Annotated in this window: 19 protein-coding genes, 1 tRNA gene and 1 pseudogene; 18 read left to right on the top strand and 3 right to left on the bottom strand. The window is 57.9% G+C overall.

Going from position 1 to position 21,323, the window contains the following annotated elements; all coding sequences use genetic code 11:
* The first annotated feature begins 429 nt into the window (after positions 1-429).
* The 7 genes from nrdH to ACXM2N_RS09460 all read left to right on the top strand — a co-directional run bounded on the left by nrdH (position 430) and on the right by ACXM2N_RS09460 (position 8,921).
* Complete coding sequence (nrdH, locus tag ACXM2N_RS09490) at positions 430-654, top strand: glutaredoxin-like protein NrdH (RefSeq protein WP_458488121.1); 225 nt, start codon at positions 430-432, stop codon at positions 652-654.
* 55 nt (positions 655-709) lie between these two features.
* Positions 710-1,135, top strand: a complete 426-nt coding sequence (nrdI, locus tag ACXM2N_RS09485) for a class Ib ribonucleoside-diphosphate reductase assembly flavoprotein NrdI (protein WP_458488119.1) — start codon at positions 710-712, stop codon at positions 1,133-1,135.
* Positions 1,136-1,313: 178 nt separating this feature from the next.
* Positions 1,314-3,461 carry a class 1b ribonucleoside-diphosphate reductase subunit alpha gene (gene nrdE / locus ACXM2N_RS09480; protein WP_458491120.1) on the top strand — a complete coding sequence of 716 codons (2,148 nt, stop codon included), beginning with the start codon at positions 1,314-1,316 and terminating at the stop codon, positions 3,459-3,461.
* A gap of 156 nt (positions 3,462-3,617) precedes the next feature.
* Positions 3,618-4,604: a class 1b ribonucleoside-diphosphate reductase subunit beta gene (nrdF, locus tag ACXM2N_RS09475; RefSeq protein WP_458488117.1), complete on the top strand. Its 987-nt coding sequence runs from the start codon at positions 3,618-3,620 to the stop codon at positions 4,602-4,604.
* 475 nt (positions 4,605-5,079) lie between these two features.
* Positions 5,080-6,810, top strand: a complete 1,731-nt coding sequence (gene ctaD / locus ACXM2N_RS09470) for an aa3-type cytochrome oxidase subunit I (protein ID WP_458488115.1) — start codon at positions 5,080-5,082, stop codon at positions 6,808-6,810.
* A 105-nt stretch (positions 6,811-6,915) separates the two neighbouring features.
* Entirely contained in the window at positions 6,916-8,199 is a 1,284-nt protein-coding gene (serB, locus tag ACXM2N_RS09465) for a phosphoserine phosphatase SerB (protein ID WP_458488113.1), read from the top strand.
* A gap of 2 nt (positions 8,200-8,201) precedes the next feature.
* On the top strand, positions 8,202-8,921 hold the full coding sequence (locus tag ACXM2N_RS09460) for a peptidyl-tRNA hydrolase (protein WP_458488111.1): 720 nt from the start codon (positions 8,202-8,204) through the stop codon (positions 8,919-8,921).
* Positions 8,922-8,932: 11 nt separating this feature from the next.
* On the opposite strand, the gene ACXM2N_RS09455 is transcribed toward ACXM2N_RS09460, so the two are convergent.
* Together ACXM2N_RS09455 and ACXM2N_RS09450 are read right to left on the bottom strand one after the other, a co-directional pair.
* A complete protein-coding gene (locus tag ACXM2N_RS09455; RefSeq protein WP_458488109.1) occupies positions 8,933-10,912 on the bottom strand; it encodes an ATP-dependent DNA helicase in 1,980 nt (659 codons plus the stop codon).
* Positions 10,902-12,215 (bottom strand): nicotinate phosphoribosyltransferase, encoded by a 1,314-nt coding sequence (locus tag ACXM2N_RS09450; protein ID WP_458488107.1) that lies wholly within the window; start codon positions 12,213-12,215, stop codon positions 10,902-10,904. The genes ACXM2N_RS09455 and ACXM2N_RS09450 overlap by 11 nt, the downstream gene beginning before the upstream one ends.
* 271 nt (positions 12,216-12,486) lie before the next feature.
* Between ACXM2N_RS09450 and clpS the strand changes: the two genes are divergently transcribed.
* From clpS to ACXM2N_RS09395, 11 genes and pseudogenes are all read left to right on the top strand, one after another.
* Positions 12,487-12,819, top strand: a complete 333-nt coding sequence (gene clpS, locus ACXM2N_RS09445; protein ID WP_458488105.1) for an ATP-dependent Clp protease adapter ClpS — start codon at positions 12,487-12,489, stop codon at positions 12,817-12,819.
* Positions 12,820-12,828: 9 nt separating this feature from the next.
* Positions 12,829-13,365, top strand: a complete 537-nt coding sequence (locus ACXM2N_RS09440; protein ID WP_458488103.1) for a DUF2017 domain-containing protein — start codon at positions 12,829-12,831, stop codon at positions 13,363-13,365.
* The gene (locus tag ACXM2N_RS09435; RefSeq protein ID WP_458488101.1) at positions 13,362-14,297 is read left to right on the top strand and encodes a P1 family peptidase; all 936 of its coding nucleotides are present in this window, start codon (positions 13,362-13,364) and stop codon (positions 14,295-14,297) included. Before ACXM2N_RS09440 ends, ACXM2N_RS09435 begins: the two co-directional genes overlap by 4 nt.
* Positions 14,298-14,963, top strand: a pseudogene (locus ACXM2N_RS09430) (rhomboid family intramembrane serine protease); the annotation flags it as partial.
* A gap of 110 nt (positions 14,964-15,073) precedes the next feature.
* On the top strand, positions 15,074-15,850 hold the full coding sequence (gene murI / locus ACXM2N_RS09425; protein ID WP_458488099.1) for a glutamate racemase: 777 nt from the start codon (positions 15,074-15,076) through the stop codon (positions 15,848-15,850).
* A gap of 127 nt (positions 15,851-15,977) precedes the next feature.
* Positions 15,978-16,745 carry an MBL fold metallo-hydrolase gene (locus ACXM2N_RS09420; RefSeq protein WP_458488097.1) on the top strand — a complete coding sequence of 256 codons (768 nt, stop codon included), beginning with the start codon at positions 15,978-15,980 and terminating at the stop codon, positions 16,743-16,745.
* 82 nt (positions 16,746-16,827) lie between these two features.
* Complete coding sequence (rph, locus tag ACXM2N_RS09415) at positions 16,828-17,556, top strand: ribonuclease PH (RefSeq protein WP_458488095.1); 729 nt, start codon at positions 16,828-16,830, stop codon at positions 17,554-17,556.
* Positions 17,557-17,558: 2 nt separating this feature from the next.
* Positions 17,559-18,176 carry an RdgB/HAM1 family non-canonical purine NTP pyrophosphatase gene (gene rdgB, locus ACXM2N_RS09410; RefSeq protein WP_458488093.1) on the top strand — a complete coding sequence of 206 codons (618 nt, stop codon included), beginning with the start codon at positions 17,559-17,561 and terminating at the stop codon, positions 18,174-18,176.
* Positions 18,177-18,323: 147 nt separating this feature from the next.
* Positions 18,324-18,803, top strand: a complete 480-nt coding sequence (locus ACXM2N_RS09405; RefSeq protein WP_458488091.1) for a hypothetical protein — start codon at positions 18,324-18,326, stop codon at positions 18,801-18,803.
* A 266-nt stretch (positions 18,804-19,069) separates the two neighbouring features.
* Entirely contained in the window at positions 19,070-19,336 is a 267-nt protein-coding gene (locus ACXM2N_RS09400) for a ribbon-helix-helix protein, CopG family (RefSeq protein WP_458488089.1), read from the top strand.
* Positions 19,337-20,132: 796 nt separating this feature from the next.
* Positions 20,133-20,390 carry a hypothetical protein gene (locus ACXM2N_RS09395; protein WP_458488087.1) on the top strand — a complete coding sequence of 86 codons (258 nt, stop codon included), beginning with the start codon at positions 20,133-20,135 and terminating at the stop codon, positions 20,388-20,390.
* 763 nt (positions 20,391-21,153) lie between these two features.
* Here ACXM2N_RS09395 and ACXM2N_RS09390 read toward each other — a convergent pair.
* A tRNA-Leu gene (locus ACXM2N_RS09390) sits at positions 21,154-21,235 on the bottom strand.
* Between the last annotated feature and the right edge of the window lie 88 nt (positions 21,236-21,323).

The following is a 21,323-nucleotide window of genomic DNA, read 5'->3' as shown; positions in this document are numbered from 1 at the left end:
TGTTAGGAAAGCGGGGCGGGTGTGGTGACACCGTGTTCGTAATCATTCCGGTGTCTTGCTTTTGGGGTGGGCTTTGGGATGGTATGCGACCCTAGGGGGCGAGGGTGACGGTGTCTAAATAATGAGAACTGGCTCACAATTATGTGTGCCGAGCTGGGTAAATGCCATGGGTGGAATTAGGCCCGCTTTATCCGGAGTGTCTAGTGCTTACAAGATGTGGGGCCGTAGCAGGTTTTGTACTGGGAATTTCATAGTTGTAACTACTATATGTTGTGGTGGTTGCGTATCTTCAGCACAACGTATAGTGTCTTTTTACGTCGCGAGGAACGCCATGTCGATGCATTGGCGCGGCGCTTAATACCTTGCAAGAAGCTCCAAAAAGCTCCCTCAATCGCCTGATCAAACCTCAAGTAGAAAGAGTTTAAAGAAATGTCTATCACCCTCTACACCAAGCCAGCTTGTGTTCAGTGCAACGCCACTAAGAAGGCACTTGACCGCGCTGGTCTGGATTACCAGATGGTAGACATCTCTCAGGATGATGAGGCGCGTGACTACGTTATGGCTCTTGGATACCTCCAAGCTCCAGTCGTAGAGGTCAACGGAGAGCACTGGTCCGGTTTCCGTCCAGAGCGCATCCAGTCCTTGGTTGCTTAAGTTTGATCAGTATCGCGCCCCGCTAAAGTAGTGGGGCCTTTTTTATGAGGTCAATATGCTCATTGTCTATTTTTCCTCCGCCACCGAAAACACCAAACGCTTTGTGGAAAAGCTCGGGTTCCCTGCCAAGCGCATACCGCTTCACAAGAAGGATCCTGAGTTGCTTGTCGACGAGCCCTACGTGCTCGTGTGCCCCACGTACGGCGGGGGAGTGGGCATCACGGGCCAGACGTCTCGGCCCGTGCCGGGCCAAGTCATTCGATTCCTTAATAATGAGCACAACCGCAGCCTCATCCGCGCCGTGATTGCCGGCGGCAACTCCAACTTCGGGGCGGACTTTGGCAAGGCCGGCGATGTTATCTCCAGCAAGTGCAAAGTCCCGTACGTCTACCGCTTTGAGCTTCTGGGTAATGATGAGGACGTGCGCATTGTGCGCGGCGGGTTGGAGCAGAATGCTCAGAAGCTCGGGCTTGTAAATTAGCGCCCAGTAATGTCTCAGGAACCATCGCCGGAAAGTGGTGGCGAGGGGTCAAACTGGGTACAATCGACCAGAGTTTCTACCCCGTTCTGGGATAGTAATAAACATAAATAATGAGTAAGCGATCAGGTAATCCCCTGATTGTCCCCACCAGGAGGAGCACCTAGTGTCTGAAGCCAAGTTGGGCCGTTCTGTGGCCGAGCCAGCAAATCCAGAGGATCAGCTGGATTACCACGCGTTGAACGCGATGCTGAACCTGTATGACGGTGACGGCAAGATCCAGTTTGATAAGGACCGTGAGGCTGCAAACCAGTACTTTCTGCAGCATGTTAACCAGAACACCGTGTTCTTCCACAACCTGCGGGAGAAGATCGATTACCTGGTAAAGAACAAGTACTACGATCCGCAGGTGCTGGATAAGTACGAGTTCTCCTTTGTGAAGTCTCTGTTCAAGCAGGCTTACGCTCACAAGTTCCGCTTTCAGACGTTCCTCGGTGCGTACAAGTACTACACCTCCTACACCCTGAAGACCTTCGACGGTTCCCGTTACCTCGAGCGCTTTGAAGACCGCGTTTGCATGGTTGCGCTCACCTTGGCCGATGGCGATACCGCGACCGCGGAGCACTTGGTCGAGGAAATCATGACGGGCCGTTTCCAGCCGGCTACTCCTACCTTCTTGAACTCCGGCAAGGCGCAGCGCGGCGAGCCAGTATCGTGCTTCTTGCTCCGCATTGAAGACAACATGGAGTCCATCGGCCGCTCCATTAACTCCGCGCTGCAGCTGTCCAAGCGCGGCGGTGGCGTAGCGTTGCTGCTGAGCAACCTGCGTGAAGCGGGCGCGCCAATTAAGCACATTGAAAACCAGTCATCCGGTGTCATCCCTGTGATGAAGCTGCTGGAGGATTCCTTCTCCTACGCCAACCAGCTGGGTGCTCGCCAGGGTGCGGGTGCGGTGTATCTGAATGCGCACCACCCAGATATTCTGAGCTTCTTGGATACCAAGCGTGAGAACGCGGATGAGAAGATCCGCATTAAGACCCTGTCTTTGGGCATCATCATCCCTGACATCACGTTCCACTTGGCTAAGAAGAACGATGACATGTACCTGTTCTCCCCATACGATGTGGAGCGCGTGTACGGTGTACCGTTCGCTGATCTCTCTATCACCGAGCACTACGAGGAAATGGTTGAGGATCCTCGCATTCGCAAGAAGAAGATCAACGCCCGTGAGTTCTTCCAGACCATTGCTGAGATCCAGTTTGAATCCGGTTACCCGTACATCATGTTCGAGGACACCGTAAACAAGGCCAACCCAATCGACGGCCGAGTAAACATGTCCAACCTGTGCTCCGAGATCCTGCAGGTTAACACCCCGTCCGTATTCAATGACGACCTCACCTACCAGCATGTCGGCGAGGATATCTCCTGCAACTTGGGCTCCATGAACATCGCAATGGCTATGGATTCACCTGACTTTGCTTTGACTGTAGAGACCGCCATCCGCGGTCTGACTGCGGTATCTGAGCAGACCAGCATCGATTCCGTACCGTCCATCCGCAAAGGTAACAATGCCGCGCATGCAATTGGCTTGGGTCAGATGAACCTGCACGGTTACTTGGGTCGAGAGCACATCTTCTACGGTTCGGAAGAAGGCCTGGACTTTACCAATGCTTACTTCGCGGCTGTTCTGTACCAGTGCTTGCGCGCGTCCAATAAGCTCGCTCGCGAGCGCGGCCACGCATTCGAAGGATTTGAAAAGTCCGAGTACGCCTCTGGTGAATACTTTGATCGTTTCAATCCGGAGGACTTCCTGCCAAAGACTGAGAAGGTCAAGGAGCTGTTTGCTAACTCCACCGTTCATACCCCTACCAAGGATGAGTGGGAGCAGCTCAAGCAGGACGTTATGGCTGACGGCATCTACAACCGCTACCTCCAGGCGGTTCCACCAACCGGCTCCATTTCCTACATCAACAACTCCACCTCGTCCATTCACCCAATCGCCTCCAAGATTGAGATCCGCAAGGAAGGCAAGATTGGGCGCGTGTACTACCCAGCACCGCATCTGAACAATGACAACCTCGAGTACTACGAGGACGCGTACGAGATCGGCTACGAAAAAGTCATTGACACCTACGCTGAGGCAACAAAGTACATTGACCAGGGTCTGTCTCTGACCCTGTTCTTCAAGGACACCGTGACCACTCGTGATATCAACCGCGCGCAGATCTATGCGTGGCGCAAGGGTATCAAGACCTTGTACTACATCCGCCTGCGCCAGGTGGCGCTGGAAGGTACTGAGGTAGACGGCTGCGTATCCTGCATGCTGTAAGTGCACAACTAGGTCCCCCGTAACCTACGTAGAATCCGTAGGTTACGGGGGATTAGTTGTGCTGTGATCAACCTATCGCCTGGATCGAAAGCCACGGGAGTTAGTGGTAATCTAGGGTCTCGTAATTATTACCTTTATATATAGGGGAGTGTTGGGATGAGCGGTTACGAGGAATACCTCGCTAATCACCCGAAGCCGGTGAAGGCAATTAACTGGAACACCATTCCGGATGACAAGGACCTCGAGGTCTGGAACCGCCTGACCAACAACTTCTGGCTGCCGGAGAAGGTGCCAGTATCCAATGACATCAAGAGCTGGAACACTCTCAATGACCTTGAGAAGCAAACCACCATGCGTGTGTTTACCGGCCTGACCATGCTGGATACCATCCAAGGCACCATCGGTGCAGTATCCATGGTTCCTGATGCCCTTACTCAGCACGAGGAAGCGGTATACACGAACATTGCGTTCATGGAGTCCGTTCACGCGAAGAGCTACTCCAACATTTTCATGACGCTCGCCTCCACCCGTGAAATCAACGAGGCCTTCCGCTGGTCTGAGGAAAACGAGAACCTTCAGCAGAAGGCCAAGATCGTCATGTCCTACTACGAGGGTGATGATCCACTAAAGCGCAAGGTTGCTTCCACGCTGTTGGAGTCCTTCCTCTTCTACTCCGGCTTCTATCTGCCTATGTACTGGTCCTCCCACGCCAAGCTGACCAATACCGCAGACATTATCCGCCTGATCATCCGTGATGAGGCTGTGCATGGCTACTACATCGGCTACAAGTACCAGCGTGGTCTAGAAATCGAAACCCAAGCTCGCCGCGAGGAGCTCAAGGACTACACCTTCGACCTGCTCTTTGATCTGTATGCGAATGAGTGCCAGTACTCCGAGGATCTCTACGATGACCTAGGCTGGACCGAGGACGTGAAGCGATTCCTGCGTTACAACGCCAACAAGGCGCTGAATAACTTGGGCTACGAGGGGCTGTTCCCAGCCGACGAGACCAAGGTCTCGCCGGCGATCCTCGCCGCGCTAAACCCTGGCGGCGACGAGAACCATGACTTCTTCTCCGGCTCTGGTTCCTCCTATGTGATCGGTAAGGCGGAAAACACCACCGATGAGGACTGGGACTTCTAAATAACGCTCTGTGAGAAAAGCTGGCCATCAGTGAATTAAATGCTGATGGCCAGTTTATTTTTGTGGTTAAGTGCTCGACCAATCGCAGCTTAAGTGACAACTGTGACGGGAGTGATCCCAATACGCGGTAGCCGAAAACTCGCGCGCTCCGACACTTTGATCAACCTTTGGGTTGATACCTGTAGGGGGTAATTGGGGTGCGTAAATAGGGGAACGGGATCTGAAAATGCTCTCAGAAAAGTGTGGTGCGAGTCACGCCATGGGCGGGGAGCTTGGAGTTTGCTTGTAACTATCCCAAGGTTGTTGCCAGTTTCGTTTCAAAAACGGAGGTGAGGTGGATAGAATCAGGTTTATTCCAGCCACAAAAAGGCTGGCATCGACGCTTACCCTGCCATAAGATAAGGCAGTGTAATTTTTGGATGCTTGCGCCCTTTGTTACGTAAGAGCGTGAGTGCCCCCTAGTCAGGAGGATCATATGACCGCTGTGGCGCCACGGCTCGAGGATTACACCGAGCCAACTAGGCCCGCACCTACCGGCGGAGCCCGTAAGGGCACGCTGGCATGGAAGATGCTAACCACCACTGACCACAAGTTGCTGGGCATGATGTACATCGTTATGTCCTTCATCTGGTTCTTCGTTGGTGGCCTGATGGCACTTCTCATTCGTGCTGAGCTTTTCTCACCAGGACTCCAGTTCCTGTCCAACGAGCAGTTCAACCAGCTGTTCACCATGCACGGCACCATCATGCTGCTTGCATTCGGTACCCCAATCGTTTGGGGCTTTGCTAACTACGTTCTGCCACTGCAGATCGGCGCACCTGACGTTGCGTTCCCACGTCTTAACGCATTCGGCTTCTGGATCACCCAGGTTGGTATCGTCGCAATGCTTTGCGGCTTCCTGACCCCAGGTGGTGCAGCAGACTTCGGCTGGACCATGTACCTGCCACTGGCTGACTCCATCCACTCCCCAGGCATCGGCTCTGACTTCTGGATCGTCGGCGTTGGTGCAACTGGTGTTGGTACCGTTGCTTCCGCAGTCAACATGGTTACCACCGTTCTGTGCCTGCGTGCACCTGGCATGACCATGTTCCGTATGCCAATCTTTGTATGGACCATCTTCGTTGCGTCCATCCTGGCTCTGATGATCTTCCCGCTGCTGCTCGCAGCTGCACTGGGTGTTATGTACGATCGCAAGCTTGGTGGCCACATCTACGATCCAGGTAACGGCGGCTCCGTTCTGTGGCAGCACCTGTTCTGGTTCTTCGGTCACCCAGAGGTTTACGTTCTGGCACTGCCATTCTTCGGCATCGTCTCTGAGATCGTTCCAGTATTCTCCCGTAAGCCAATGTTCGGCTACATCGGCCTGGTATTCGCAACCCTGTCCATCGGTACCCTTTCCATGGCAGTGTGGGCACACCACATGTTCGTTACCGGCGCGATCCTGCTGCCATTCTTCTCCTTCATGACCTTCCTGATCTCCGTGCCTACCGGCGTTAAGTTCTTCAACTGGCTGGGCACCATGTGGAAGGGTCACATCACCTGGGAAGCACCAATGGTTTGGGCAGTTGGCTTCTTCGTCACCTTCCTCTTCGGTGGTCTCACCGGCATTATGCTGGCATCCCCACCACTGGACTTCCACATCTCCGATACTTACTTCGTGGTTGCTCACTTCCACTACACCCTCTTCGGTACCGTTGTATTCACCTCTTGCGCAGGCGTTTACTTCTGGTTCCCTAAGATGACCGGTCGTATGCTGGATGACAAGCTGGGCAAGGTTCACTTCTGGCTGACCTTCATCGGCTTCCACGGCACCTTCCTGGTCCAGCACTACCTGGGCAACGAGGGTATGCCACGTCGTTACGCTGACTACCTAGATTCCGACGGCTTCACCACCCTGAACCAGATCTCTACGGTATTCTCCTTCATCCTCGGTGCATCCGTTATTCCATTCATCTGGAACGTATTCAAGTCTTACCGTTACGGCGAGATCGTCACCGTTGATGACCCATGGGGTTACGGCAACTCCCTGGAGTGGGCAACCTCCTGCCCTCCTCCACGCCACAACTTCATCGCTCTGCCACGTATCCGCTCCGAGCGTCCTGCGTTCGAGCTGCACTACCCACACATGGTTGAGCGCATGCGCCGCGAGGCACACGTTGGTCACGGTAATCACGAACCAAAGACCAAGGAGAAGGCTAACGCCTAAAAAGTAGGAAAGATTTTTCCTCACTGACTTACAAACAAGAGGCTCCTCCCGTTGTACGGGGGAGCCTCTTGTTATGTCTAATATTGACGTGCCAGAATAATATGCGTGACCGATCAAAAGAATAAACCCACCGTTGCTTTCAAGGCCGGCTACGAGCCAGCAGTCATCACTGTGAGCGGAAAAGACCGTCCAGGTGTGACAGCAGCATTCTTCCGAGTACTCACCAGCCATGACGTCCAAGTCCTAGATGTTGAGCAATCCCAGTTTCGTGGCTTCCTCTCCCTAGCTGCCTACGTGGGCGTGGACCCGAGTAAGGTGGTGACCCTCCAACAAGGGTTGGAGGAGTCCATGTCCTTCTACGGCCAGTCAGTGGCTGTTGAGGTGAAGGAAGTAGCCCAGACCTCCCGGCCTCGTTCCACCCATGAGCTCGTGGTGCTAGGTGACCCAGTGGAGGCGTCTGCGATTTCGCGCATCGGTCAGGCGCTTGCTGATTTTGACGCGAACATTGACACAATCCGCGGTATCGCTGACTACCCAGTCACTGGCCTCGAGTTCAAGATAACCGTGGCTAACCCTGAAGAGGGCGGTGGCGAGAGCATTAGGAAAGCACTGGCCGCTTTGTCTTCGGAGATCGGTGTAGACATTGCCATCGAGCGTGCGGGCCTGATTCGCCGCTCTAAGCGCCTCATCTGTTTCGATTGCGACTCCACCCTTATCACCGGTGAAGTCATTGAGATGCTGGCGGCCCATGCCGGACGCGAGGCCGAGGTGGCGGCGGTGACCGAGCGCGCCATGCGTGGCGAATTGGACTTTGAGGAGTCTCTGCGCGAGCGTGTCAAGACCCTCGCCGGCTTAGACGCGTCCGTCATTGATGAAGTAGCAAAGGACATTGTGCTCACCCCGGGTGCGCGCACAACCATTCGCACGTTGAAGAAGCTGGGATACAAGGCAGCGGTGGTGTCCGGCGGATTCATTCAGGTGCTCGAAGGCCTCGCGCAGGACCTTGAGCTCGACTACGTTCGCGCTAACACCCTTGAGATTGTGGATGGCAAGCTCACCGGCAATGTGATTGGCAAGATCGTGGACCGCGCCGCTAAGGCTGAGTTCCTCCGCGAGTTTGCTGCGGACTCCGGCCTGCAGATGCATCAGACCATTGCCGTGGGTGACGGCGCCAACGATATTGACATGATCTCCGCCGCAGGATTGGGCGTGGCTTTTAACGCTAAGCCGGCGCTGCGAGAAATAGCTGACACCGCAGTGTCGTCGCCTTTCCTGGATGAGGTGCTACACATGCTGGGCATCACCCGCGATGAGATTGAAGCTGCTGAAGCTGAGGTGCTTGACGAGCGCAATCCTTACCGCCGTGTCCCATTGGAGTATCGTAGCTAGGCGTGACTTTCGACTACGCCCATAAACTCCTCGCTGATGCTGTCCAGCATCGTGGTTGGCTGGGGGAGGACCCGAGCGATCCTTCCTCAGTTCAAGCGATGCAGATCGCTCTGTGTATCCCTAAGAATGATCCGCCGTCGCGCAACGACATCCTCGTTGCGGCGGCACGGGCTGTGGTGGCGGCGTGCTTGAAAGAGGATGGAGACGAGACCTACTACGACGCCCTGAAGAATTGGTACGCGCACCGCATTCGCAAGGTTGCGCGTCGCGCCCGAAACTCAGGCTGGGACAATGTCCAAAAGCTTGCGGGCATCACCGTGGACCACAATGGGGCGCAGGCCCGTGCCTTCCAGCCATCGGCCGTGGGTGCAGTTGATCCTCTGATCCGCAAGCTCCAGATCTCAGGCACTGACCTTCCACACCACGACTGTGAGGCACCGGATCCGAATATCCCAGTAATCTACGTGGACCGGTCCCTTAACATGTCCGCGGGAAAGACCGCCGCCCAGGTAGGCCATGGCTCAATGTTGCTGGCGGGCAGTATGTCCCTAGAGCGCGCTAGGCAGTGGCGCGATCAGGGCTACCCTCTGAGTGTCCGTGAGATCCCGCGCGATGAGTTTGCCGCGTTCGTGGACGCCCTCGGCGCCGTTACCATCCGCGACGCTGGCTACACCGAGATCGCACCGGGGTCCGTCACCGTGGTCGCGCTGGACTGCGCCTAGCGCGCCTACGCTTATCCCGCGACCAGCCTCTTCAGCGCGGCCTTGACGGTGTCCTTGTTGTCGGTGCGCCACATGTCCGGCATGGAGCGCAGGAGGAAGCCGCCGTAGCGTTTCTCCACGACGCGCTTGTCCAGCACAGCGACAACACCTTTGTCTGTGATGCGGCGCTGCAGGCGGCCGGCGCCCTGCGCCATGAGTAGGGCGGCGTGGGTGGCGGCTACTTCCATGAAGCCGTTGCGGCCCTCCGCGTCGGCGGCTTCCTTGCGGGCTTGGAGCAGGGGATCGTCGGGACGCGGGAATGGGATCTTGTCCATGATCACCAGTGAGCAGCTTTTGCCGGGCACGTCTACGCCCTGCCAGAGCGAGAGCGTGCCGAAGAGGCAGGAATTCTCATTCTTGGCGAACTTGTCCACCAGCGCGCCGGTGTTGTCCTCACCTTGGCAGAAGATCTCAAAAGGCAGGCGGGCGCGCAGGTCCTCGGTGGCGGCTTCGGCTGCGCGTCGAGATGAAAACAACCCGAGGGTGCGGCCGCCGGTGGCCATGATGAGGTCATAGATTTCGTCGAAGTATTCCTGCCCAATGCCGTCGCGGCCGGGGAGAGGCAGGTGCCGTGGCGTGTACAGGATGGCGGACTTGCGCGGATCGAACGGGGTGCCCGCGTCGAGGGATCGCCACGTGCCCCTGGGCAGGCCCCATTGTGCGGCCATGGCCTTGAAGTTGCCACCGATGGTGAGTGTGGCCGAGGCCAACACCACTGTGTTTTCAGAGAACAGCTTGGTGGCCAGCAACCCGGCCACCGATAGCGGTGCCACCTTCAACATGGCGCCGCGCCGCATCTCATTGGATGCCCAGACCACGTCGGTCTGCTTGGACGGATCCTCTTCCTCAAAGACTTCCATGATGCGGACGATGGAATCGTGCAGGTCCATCATGTGATTGGACAGGGAAAGACGCTCGGCAAAGCGTTCGGGATCGTTTGCTTCCTCGCCGGCGGGCGGCTTCTGGATGTGCTCGCGGCAGCGCCAGATCGCATCCTTCAGCGCCACAAGGGGGCCGTGCAGTTCCGACGGCATTTCGGTGATGCGGCCCTCAGGCACGCTCTCCATGGCCAGCTCCCAGTCCGCGGAGACCTCCACCAGCTTGTCGTCTTTGCCGTCGGCCCCCAGCTTGCCGGCGCGACGCGCCGCCATCTTCAGGGCGGTGATGCCGATCTCGTTGGTGGCCACGGCCGTGATGCGGCCGTCGAGTTCGTGCGCCTCATCGACGATTACCACGTCATGCTCCGGCAAGATATCCACGTCCGCCAGCGCGTCAATGGCCAGCAGCGCGTGATTGGTGACGATCACGTCCACTTCTTTGGTCTTACGCTTCGCGATCTCCGCGAAGCACTCCTCACCATGCGGGCAGCGCGACGCACCGATGCACTCACGAGCGGTCACGGACACCTGGCGCCACGCCTGATCGGGCACGCCCGGCTCCAGCTCGTCGCGGTCCCCGGTCTCGGTCTCATTGGCCCACTCGTGCACCCGCTTGACGTGCTTGCCCAGCCACGAGAGGTCCTCCTCATCAATGAGCGCGTCCTCCGCGCCCTCGATAGCGCCCGCCGCCACCTTATTCATGCACACGTAGTTGCTGCGGCCCTTCATGATGGCAAAGGTGGGCCGACGCTCCAGCAGTGGCTCCAGGGCGTCTGCAAGGCGCGGGAGATCGCGGTCCACAAGCTGCCGCTGGAGGGCGATGGTAGCCGTGGACACAATCACCGTGGTGTCCGTGGCCTGCGCATGCCGAATGGCGGGCACCAGGTAGGCCAAAGACTTACCGGTGCCCGTGCCTGCCTGCACAGCCAAGTGCATGTTATCTTCCATCGCGGCAGTGACGGCGTCAGCCATCTGCTGCTGCCCCTGACGCGGAGCGCCGCCGAGAGACTCGACGGCGGCAGCGAGAAGATCCTGAGTAGAGTGCGACAGCGGTGACTCCAACTTAGAAACCAACCAGGCGGGTGTGGATCACTGGCTCGCCCTTGGACAGGGACAGTCCCTCCCACGGCAGGGTGATCAGCTGCTTGGCCAGGTACTCGCGGGACTCCTCCAGCGTAGGGAGGCCATCCACAATCTCGCCGTCGCGCATCAGCGGCACGGTGAGCTCAGTGACCTTGGCGTTGCCGGTGTCTGGCTTCTCAGCATCGAATGGGAAGATGATCTCCTCAATAGCGGTGCCCGTGTCACGGTGGGTACGGATACCCCGCTTGCCTCCGCCTACGGACTTCTTGTCCAGAGAGCGCTTAGCAACTGGGTGGCCGTCTACCTCCACCAGCTTGTACACCATGGACGCCGTAGGTGCACCGGAGCCGGTGACCACGGAGGTGCCTACGCCGAAGACGTCCACAGGGTCACCGCGAAGACCCGCAATCACGTACTCATCCAGATCAGAGGACACCACAATCTTGGTGTTCACGGCGCCCAGCTCATCCAGCTGCTGGCGGACCTGGCGCGTCATCACGCCCAAGTCGCCGGAATCAATACGCACGGCACCCAGTTCAGTGCCGCCCACCTCGATGGCGGTCTCCACGCCCTTGGTGATGTCATAGGTATCCACCAGTAGCGTGGTGTCCTTGCCAAAGCACTCCACCTGCGAACGAAACGCTGCTTCCTCATTAGGGGAGCCGTCCTCATTAATGTGCAGCAGGGTCCACGCATGTGCCGCGGTGCCCGCGCCCGGAATGCCGTAGCGGTGAGAGGCCTCCAAGTTAGAGGTGGACGTGAAGCCCGCCAAGTAGGCCGCGCGGGATGCGGTAACCGCCGCGTGCTCGTGGGTGCGGCGAGATCCCATCTCAATGATCGGGCGGCTATCCGCTGCCGTCACCATGCGTGCGGCCGCCGACGCCACAGCGGAGTCAGCATTCATGATGGACAAAATGACGGTTTCCAGGATCACGCCCTCAGCGAAGGTGGAGCGGACCGTAATCAGCGGCGAGTTAGGGAAGTACAGCTCGCCCTCGCGGTAGCCATCAATCTGGCCGGAGAACTTGTAGTTGCGCAGGAACTCTAGCGTCTGATCGTTGAGGAAATCTAGCGTTTTAAGCTGTTCCTCGGTGAACCTAAAGTTCTTCACCGCCTCCAGCACGCGCGCGGTGCCAGCGACCACGCCGTAGCGGCGCTCATTAGGGAGACGACGGGCAAAAACCTCAAAGACGCACTCGCGATGAGCGGTGCCGTCAGCCAGTGCTGACTGCAGCATGGTCAGCTCATAGCGGTCAGTCAGAAGGGCAGTAGATGGGGTGCAATCAGAATTCACCCAACCAAGAATACGCCCCCTAGGCGAAAACTAGCTACTGGCCCCACACGGGGACCGCAGGGCGGCGGCCGGAACCTGCCCTAACAGGCCACGCGCAGCTGCCAACGGGACGAATATAAAGGCCAACAAACGTGGGCCTGGGGCAGGCGCATGCTTCCCACACTCACCGCATTACGGGGCGTGCTGGGCGAAGCGAACAGCCCACCGCGGATCCTTGCGCTTCGCCGGTGCTACTGTGAGGCTGGTGAGAATGCCACTATTATGGTGAGTCATGAGCAATGAGGAACTGATGGATGTGCGGCTAGGGCCGTCGCCGATGGCCACGCCTGAACTCGATGAGAAGATCGAGGTGGATGTCGCCTCGGCGGAGAACCTGCCGTGGATGTGCATCGTCTGGGACGATCCGGTCAACCTCATGAGTTACGTGACGTACGTGTTCCAGACCGTGCTGGGCTACAGCAAGAAGCGCGCCATCGAGCTGATGATGCAGGTCCACACCGAGGGCAAAGCAGTGGTGTCCTCGGGGGAAAAGGACAAAGTTGAAGGCGATGTGAAAAAGCTTCACACCGCAGGCCTGTGGGCAACAATGCAGCAGGCGGGCTAGGGGAAACTAATGCAGGCGTGGAAAAAGAAGAAGTCCCTGATGCGCGGGGCAAAGTTCGTGACCGTGTTTGAGCCCGTAGAGCGCGAGGTGCTGGGCAACTTGGCGTCCATGGTGGCAGAAAAGCTCATTGAGCGCGCCCAGTCAGCTCCCAAGGACGAGCTGGCGGAGATGATGGGCATGTCCGCCGGTCACAAGGATGCGCCGGAGGACCCAGGCCTTGCGCGCCTACTCCCAGACTTCGAACGCGAAGGCGACGAGGAATACGACGGCGACAACTCCCTACTGCGCTCCCTACACGAGACGGACATCACCAAGGCCAAGCTAGAGAACCTCCAGGTCCTAGCGGCAGCCATTGGTCCTGACGGCGGGGTAGAGGTATCCCTCCAGGAGGAGGAAGCTCACGCGTGGCTGGGCGCCCTCAACGACATCCGCCTCTACCTTGCCTCCAGCGAGGTCACCGACGGCCTTGACCGCGACAGCATCGTGGAGTGGTTGGCCTACAACCAAGAGTCCCTGCTCGAAGCAATGATGGGGCCACTGCAGTGAGCCTCGCACGCGTGCCAGGCATCACAGTGGGCCACCAGAGTCTAGGCGACACCGGCTGCACCGTCATCCTCGCCCAAGGCAGCGCCGTGGCCAGCGTGGACGTCCGTGGCGGCGGGCCCGGCACCCGCGAAACCGACCTCCTCGCCCCACACAACACCGTCGAACGCATCCACGCCATCACCCTCACCGGCGGCAGCGCCTTCGGGTTGGCCAGCGCCGACGGCGTCATGGCTGAACTCGAATCCCGCGGCATCGGCTTCAAAGTGCTTGACGACAAAGCCAACTCGCCGATCGTGCCCATCGTGCCCGCGGCCGTGATCTTTGACCTGCTCGTGGGCGATGCCGCGCACCGCCCCACCGCCGCCGACGGTGCGGCGGCCGCAGCCGCCGCGATGGCTGCGCCAGCGGGCGAACCCGAACAGGGCTCCGTAGGGGCCGGGTGCGGTGCCACCGCAGGCGTCCTGCGCGGCGGTTGGGGAGAGGCCTCGGTGAGCGTCGGAAAGTACACCGTGGCCGCCGGAATCGTGGCCAACCCCGTGGGCAGCGTCATCAACCCGCGCACGGGAACGATGTACGGCGACGACACCATCACCGTAGACACCGCAAAATTTGCCGCGCTGGAATCACCCGCCGCCAAACTCAACACCACCATCGGCGTGGTGGCAACAGACGCCCCCATTACCAAAGCACAGGCCAAGCGCATCGCCATGACCGCGCACGACGGAATCGCGGTCGCCGTACGCCCCGCCCACTCACCACTCGACGGCGACACCCTATTCGCCCTCTCCACCGGCGACGGCACCGGCGTGGACACCGAAACAATGACCGCCCTCTCCGCCGCCGCAGCCACCGTGGTGGCCCAAGCAATCGTGGGTGCCGTCGCCCACGCCTCACCCGGATATGGACTCACTGCACTAAGCGAGATCAAATAAGTGACTTACTACTCACCCCAACCCACCTACCCCAACACCCCAGCGCCCCGCCAAAAACGCAGCCGCATCGGAAGTGGAATCACCCACGCCGTGGGATTTCTGCTCATCATCTGGGCCGTGTTCATTGTTAACTACGCCGTCTTCGGCGGACAGCTCAACTACTTCGGCGTCCACCCCCTAGACCTGGGCTCCATCTGGCACATCGCCACCAGCCCACTCCTCCACGGCGGCGTTGAACACATCCTGTCCAACTCCGTACCCGGCATGGTCTTCTGCTTCCTCATCGGCATGAGCGGCAAACGCGTCTTCTGGGAAGTCACCATCATCGCCGGCCTCGTCGGCGGAATCGGCACCTGGCTCTTCGGTGGGATCGGCACCAACCACATCGGCGCCTCCGGCCTCGTCTACGGCTGGCTCGGCTACCTCATCGTGCGCGGCTTCTTCAACCGCCACCCCGGCCAAGCCATCCTCGGCATCGGACTGGCCTTCATGTACGGCGGCCTCATCTGGGGCGTCTTCCCAGGCGCCACCGGCGTGAGCTGGCAAGGCCACCTCTTCGGCGCCATCGGCGGCATCCTTGCAGGAATCTTCATCACCTCCGACGACCCACCAGCCCTCGCCGCCAAAAAACAACAGCGCAAACTAGCCCAGCAACAGCGCCAGCAGAACCAGATCGGCGGCTACGGGCAGACAGGGTACGGTCAGTCCGGCTACGGGCTGGGCGCGCAGCAGGAGCAACGAAACACTAAGCGTTACAGGGGGCCACAATGGTAGACGTGGATCGCAACTCACCAATCGGCATTTTCGACTCCGGCGTGGGCGGGCTTACCGTAGCCCGCTCCATCATGGACCAACTGCCGGGCGAATCGATCATCTACATCGGCGACACGGCCAACGGCCCCTACGGCCCACTGCCCATTAGCCAAGTGCGCTCCCACGCACTCAAGATCGCGGACGAGCTCGTCGAACGCGGCTGCAAGATGATCGTCATCGCCTGCAACACGGCCTCGGCGGCGTGCCTGCGCGACGCCCGCGAGCGTTACGACGTGCCCGTGGTCGAAGTCATCCATCCCGCCGTGAGGCGCGCGGTGGCCACCACGCGCAACGGCAAAGTCGGCGTGATTGGCACCGTAGGCACCGTGAAATCCGGGGCCTACCAAGACCTGTTTGAGGTCAACCCCCACGTCGAGGCCTACGCGCAAGCGTGCCCACGGTTCGTTGACTTCGTCGAGCGCGGCATCACCTCCGGAAGGCAGATCCTCGGCGTGGCCGAGGCGTACGTTGAGCCGCTGCAAGCTGCGGGCGTCGACACGCTCGTGCTGGGATGCACCCACTACCCGCTGCTGTCCGGCGTAATCCAACTGGCCATGGGCGACCACGTGACGCTCGTGTCCTCCGCGGAGGAAACAGCCAAGGATGTGCTGCGCATCCTCAGCCAACAAGACATGCTCGCCGATGACACAGTTACCCCCACCAGGGTCTTCGAATCCACCGGCGATCCAGCCCTATTCAAACAGCTCGCCGCCCGATTTATGGGCCCTAACGTGGTCTAATCACGACCCAACACATGGGGGAGTGTTGCAAATCACACATACGGGGTTGGTGTGGTTTCCTAGGCAATTAGCCACAAAAATGTCCGATTACTACCCACACACGGGACAAAAGTGAAAAAGTAAAAGCATGAAAGTAACCGTTCTTGGATCATCAGGAAGCGTAGGAGCACCAGACAACCCGGCTTCCGGCTACCTCGTGCAACCAGGCAACGGCACCAACGTCATCATGGACATCGGGCCCGGCGTACTAGCCAAACTACAACAAGTAGCCGACCCCGTAGACGCCCACGTCGTCTTCTCCCACATGCACCCAGACCACTGCCTAGACTTCCCAAGCCTCATGGTCTGGCGCCGCTACCACCCAACCGGCGCCGCCAAAGGCCGCAACCTCTGCTTCGGCCCAGCCGACGCCGCCGTACGCATGGGCCGCATCGACGCAGACACCATCGACGACATCGTCGACTTCTCCGACACCTTTGCATTCGGCAAATGGGTACCCGGGCAACCAGAAATCCTCGACGCCCTCACCATCACCCCATTTACCGCCGTACACCCCATCGAGTCCTACTCCCTGCGCATCAAGCACGACCGCACCGGCAAAATCCTCGCCTACTCCGGCGACTCCGGCTGGACCGACCAACTCATCGAATGCGCCCGAGACGCAGACGTCTTCCTCTGCGAAGCCACCTGGTGCGACAACGACGAAGGCAACCCGCCAAACATGCACCTCTCCGGAGCAGAAGCAGGCCGCATCGCACGAGAAGCCGGCGTAGGCAAACTCGTCCTCATCCACATCCCGCCATGGGGCGACGCCGACGCCTGCCTCGCCGCAGCGCGCAGCGAATTCGACGGCGAAGTCTCCGTAGCCTACTCAGGCATGGAGATCGACGTCTAAGCAACGCGTGAAGGGCGAGTGTAGGGGCGCGTGTATGGGCGCGGGGCCTAATCTCGCGCCCACGTCTTGTACCCTTGAGTGCATGACTGATTACGAACGTTTCGATGGCCGCGCAGTGGACCAAATGCGCACCGTCAAGATCACCCGCGGCTTCACCTTCAACCCAGCAGGCTCCGTCCTCGTCGAGTTCGGCAACACCCGCGTCATGTGCACCGCCTCCATCCAATACGGCGTACCCCGCTTCAAGAAGGACTCCGGCGAAGGCTGGCTCACCGCCGAATACTCCATGCTGCCAGCCGCAACCCACGACCGCATGCCACGTGAATCCATGAAAGGCAAGGTCAAAGGCCGCACCCACGAAATCTCCCGCCTCATCGGCCGATCCCTGCGCGCCGCTGTGGATCTGTCACAACTGGGCGAAAACACCATCAACATCGACTGCGACGTCCTCCAAGCCGACGGCGGCACCCGCACCGCATCCATCACCGGCGCCTACGTTGCGCTCGCCGACGCCATCGCAACCCTCAAAGAAGCCGGCGTAGTCCCAGGCGAACCACTGCTGCCACCTGTAGCCGCCGTATCCGTCGGCATCATCGACGGCCACGTCTGCCTCGACCTGCCCTACGCCGAAGACTCCCGCGCCGAAGTAGACATGAACGTAGTCATGACCGACGAAGGCAAATTCGTAGAAATCCAAGGCACCGGCGAACACAACGAATTTGACCGCACCCAGCTCGGAGAAATGCTCGACTACGCCGAAAAAGGTTGCCGCGAACTCATCGAAGCCCAGAAAGCAGCGCTAGGAATCTAACCATGCAGATCCTCGTAGCATCCAACAATGCGAAAAAGCTGCGCGAACTCAAAGTCATCCTCGACGGCGCCGGGCTAGGCGGCGTGGACGTGCTGCCACTGGATGCGGTCGATGCCTACGACGAGCCCGTCGAAAACGGCCGCACCTTCGCCGACAACGCTCTCATCAAAGCCCGCGCCGGCGCCGCCAACACCGGGCTGATCACCATCGCCGACGACTCCGGACTCGCCGTCGAGGAGCTGGGCGGCATGCCGGGAGTCCTATCCGCACGCTGGTGCGGACGCCACGGCGACGACCAAGCCAACAACGACCTCCTGCTAGGTCAGATGGCCGACGTCCCCGACGAACGCCGGCAGGCGGCGTTCGTCTCCGTGTGCGCCCTAGTCACACCGGACGGAACCGAACACGTTGTGGAGGGCCGCTGGGAAGGCCGAATCCTCCGCGCCGAGCAAGGAGAGAACGGCTTCGGATACGACCCGCTGTTTGTGCCAGCGGAAGAAGATGAAGCCGGCACCAGCCGCACAAGTGCCCAGATGGCGCCAGAAGAAAAGAACGCACTCTCGCACCGCGGAAAGGCACTGGCGCAGCTCGTGCCCGTCATCGCGGAACTGGCTCAGTAACTTGGCGCGTGCCTGTAGCCGTAGCACCTTGTGGTGTTACGGCTTGTGTGTTTTGTGGGTGGGGTTAAATGATGGTCTGGAAGCTGGCGTTGGTGATGCAGTCCTGACTCATTGCAATGAATCGAAGCTGATTACTAGCAACGGGATATGGTGCGCAATGGCCAACGCTGGGTTGTCGATTCCATCGGCTATGACGGCTCGATCACTGCCCGTCGGTGTGACGATACTTCTGCCACAGTGACGTTAAAAAGCGATTACCTGGAAAAGCATGCTCAACTCGGTTATTCCGCTACCGGGCATAGTTCCCAAGGCGCAACCGTGGATGTAGCCCGCGTGGTCGCCGGTGTCGGCAACCTCGATAAAGCCGGCGTTTGCGTGCCGATGACCCGAGGACGTGAAGGTAACCTCCTGTACATCGCCGAGACTCAACCGGGAGATACCGAGACCGCGCACGGCAAGGTACGCCAGGTTACTCGGCGTGAGTCCGCCGACTACGCCCGCGACCTCTTAGTATCTGCAGGCGTTCGCGCCCAAGGTGACCGCACACCTCAAGCACTATTTGGGCAGGCCAAACAGGACTGGGAACTGGCCAAACTGGTCAGTCCATGGACTTCCTCGACTCACTAGGTATTAGCACAACGTCAGATGATGCGATGGCGGCCCGTATCCATCAGCAAGCTGCCGCCGACAGTGACTACCACCAGGACAATCGGCTCGATAGCATCCCAGAAGCGAGGGGCCGGAGCTATAACGAAAAATTCGCGCTCAACCGCTCTCGATATTAGGTAAACAATGTTTACCTAATATCGAGAGCGGTGTCGAGAAAAATATCTACACCGTTCCACGACATATGGTAAACATTGTTTACCTCATGATGGAAAGGACTTTTGGTTATGGTTCAAGGCCCCCACCCTTCAGGGCGAGTGGTATCTGTACGGATGCCAGAAGATATCATCGAGCGGCTAGATGTTCTATCCGCCCGCACTGGTCGCAGCCGAGGTTTCTACCTCAAGATGGCAGTGACCGCGATGCTGCCCCGGTTGGAGGAGTACCACTGGGAACACGTCGCTGCGGACTTCGAAGACAAGAGCATTGAAAACGAGTTTTACCGCATCATGCTCGCTGGGCTGTCTGTAGAACATGACGATAAAGAGAAATAAAAAGACTTATCTACCAGCATGTTTAGCATTTAGAGTAAACTGTACAAACTGCATGCCTATAAAACTCAACGATTCTTTAAATATGGGTGAATGCTGAGATACCGCAGGACGCCTTTCGCGTCACACTTTGCGGCATCGCACAGTGTGACGCACGTTTGTAGCAGATATAATTCCTGGTTTCAGAAAATTTTCCTAAGCTCTGCTACCTCTAATTTCAGCACATTGTTGCCTATAGCTGAGAAGTAGAGTCTTTGTCTCCCCTTTTTATCAGGTATCTGTCCGTTTCTTTTCGCTGAGGACGAGAATTTTCTCGGAATGATGTTACGAAGCTCAACATGCATCCAGCAAATAGGAAACCGCTAATCTGCAAGTGAGTAGCCCAATTCCCACCGCCACCGGAAGTAACAAGAAAAATAGTAAACGTTATAGCGGCTAGGCAATGGATAGCAAGACGACTATGTGCACGCAGCCTCTGATCCTTCGGCCATACATTGCCAAGGAACCAGCTCACTACTGTAAGAATAAGATAGAAAATTATTCCAACTAGTATTCCGGGAACTATATAGAGCATGGTTTCCCTTCTTCAGCGGGGAGTTTTGACTCTAGCCAGCAGCTTGTCACCCAGCACACACCTGGAAGAAAGCATGGCTGTGAGTTTACAGGCTTACGCGCACAACGGGCATATCAAATCATAGTCCCGTGTCGAACCCGACCGCGGCGGGCTGGATAGCACCCCAGCATCTGCCAGCGACCGTGACCAACTCCGTGTACTTCTAGGTCGCGAAGTACTCCACGGTTGCGTTGGCGCGACTTCAAAAAGGCCTATCGTCGTAACACCGACGGTTCGAACTCGCCACGGATGTATCGCTTTGAAACAGATGCGTTAGGCCGGTGTGAGTACGTCATGCTCACCACCAAGCAGTACGGTGCCGCCGATAACGACTACGACCAAGATAACTGGATTGACGAAACCCTAGAAAGCGAGGGGCAGCGCTTTAAAGAAAAGCTCCGACTCTTCGTCATAAGGATGAACGCTATTATTTTGACAAATTAGGTGTTCCTACTTTTTGGTGGGCCCCAAAGATTGTCGCGTTCTCGAAAGACTTTCGCTTTTCTTTTGATCCAGATTGCAGTTAGCAGTCCAGAGACCAAAGCTCCGACGAGCCAAGGAATTGCGTCGTCGAAATTTAGCGTGTGCCCCCGTCCCAGAGAAAAAAAGAAAGCGAAGATGGTGGTGACAATAACAAAGAAAAGAATGCTGGCGACAATGAGGCGAACGAGATACTTATTCCTAGAAACCATTGAGATGCTTATTCCTATAAACCGTTACTGTTGAAAAGCGCACAATCCTGCGGAAGTAGCCAAAGCAGCTGCGATCACAACTGGACCACCGATGGCTTTTCCAGCCCCGTTTACGAATGTAGGACCAAGGGCTCGTGCGATGGTGGAAGCAGTTAGTTTCCAATTGTAGGCCTTAATACCAGTTACAGTGGCCGACCACGTACCACTAGTGAAAGCTGTCGCTGGAATCCCTAGAGCACCCCACACTAAGCACTTTGCGTATGAATTTGCATCGTAATTTGTGCCATACCTAGAGCTTCTGAACCAGTTTGGGGGGCGCCTAGGATTGGGGCTGTTGAATGCTTAAGCTACTGCATGAAAATCGCCCAAGCTATCTGCATATCCTTAGCAAGGGCGACGAGGTGACTATACGATCACCTTTCGCCTCTGCATCTATAACGCGCATGCAAACATAAGCTCTTAGCAACTCGCTCCTGAAAGAAAAAACCACCTCCTAGGAGGTGGTTTTTACACTGTGCGCCTGGAGAGACTTGAACTCTCACGCCCTAAGGCACTGGAACCTAAATCCAGCGCGTCTGCCAATTCCGCCACAGGCGCAGTAATTACACAGCATACATTGTTCGCGCCGAACATAAAAACCGGCACACCAACACGGTTACTATCTACAACTTTAGTTGGGTAAGTA

Source organism: Corynebacterium sp. ZY180755 (genome assembly GCF_054331495.1).
The sequence above is the reverse complement of the archived record's forward strand: the minus strand, read 5'-3'. Positions and strand labels throughout refer to the sequence as shown.

Coding starts and splice junctions, on each gene's coding strand:
- ACXM2N_RS09400 (WP_458488089.1), top strand. CDS start 19,070: ATGGTTCAAGGCCCCCACCCTTCAGGGCGAGTGGTATCTGTACGGATG.
- ACXM2N_RS09440 (WP_458488103.1), top strand. CDS start 12,829: ATGCAGGCGTGGAAAAAGAAGAAGTCCCTGATGCGCGGGGCAAAGTTC.
- rdgB (WP_458488093.1), top strand. CDS start 17,559: ATGCAGATCCTCGTAGCATCCAACAATGCGAAAAAGCTGCGCGAACTC.
- clpS (WP_458488105.1), top strand. CDS start 12,487: ATGAGCAATGAGGAACTGATGGATGTGCGGCTAGGGCCGTCGCCGATG.
- nrdH (WP_458488121.1), top strand. CDS start 430: ATGTCTATCACCCTCTACACCAAGCCAGCTTGTGTTCAGTGCAACGCC.
- ACXM2N_RS09405 (WP_458488091.1), top strand. CDS start 18,324: ATGGTGCGCAATGGCCAACGCTGGGTTGTCGATTCCATCGGCTATGAC.
- rph (WP_458488095.1), top strand. CDS start 16,828: ATGACTGATTACGAACGTTTCGATGGCCGCGCAGTGGACCAAATGCGC.
- nrdF (WP_458488117.1), top strand. CDS start 3,618: ATGAGCGGTTACGAGGAATACCTCGCTAATCACCCGAAGCCGGTGAAG.
- ctaD (WP_458488115.1), top strand. CDS start 5,080: ATGACCGCTGTGGCGCCACGGCTCGAGGATTACACCGAGCCAACTAGG.
- nrdI (WP_458488119.1), top strand. CDS start 710: ATGCTCATTGTCTATTTTTCCTCCGCCACCGAAAACACCAAACGCTTT.
- ACXM2N_RS09420 (WP_458488097.1), top strand. CDS start 15,978: ATGAAAGTAACCGTTCTTGGATCATCAGGAAGCGTAGGAGCACCAGAC.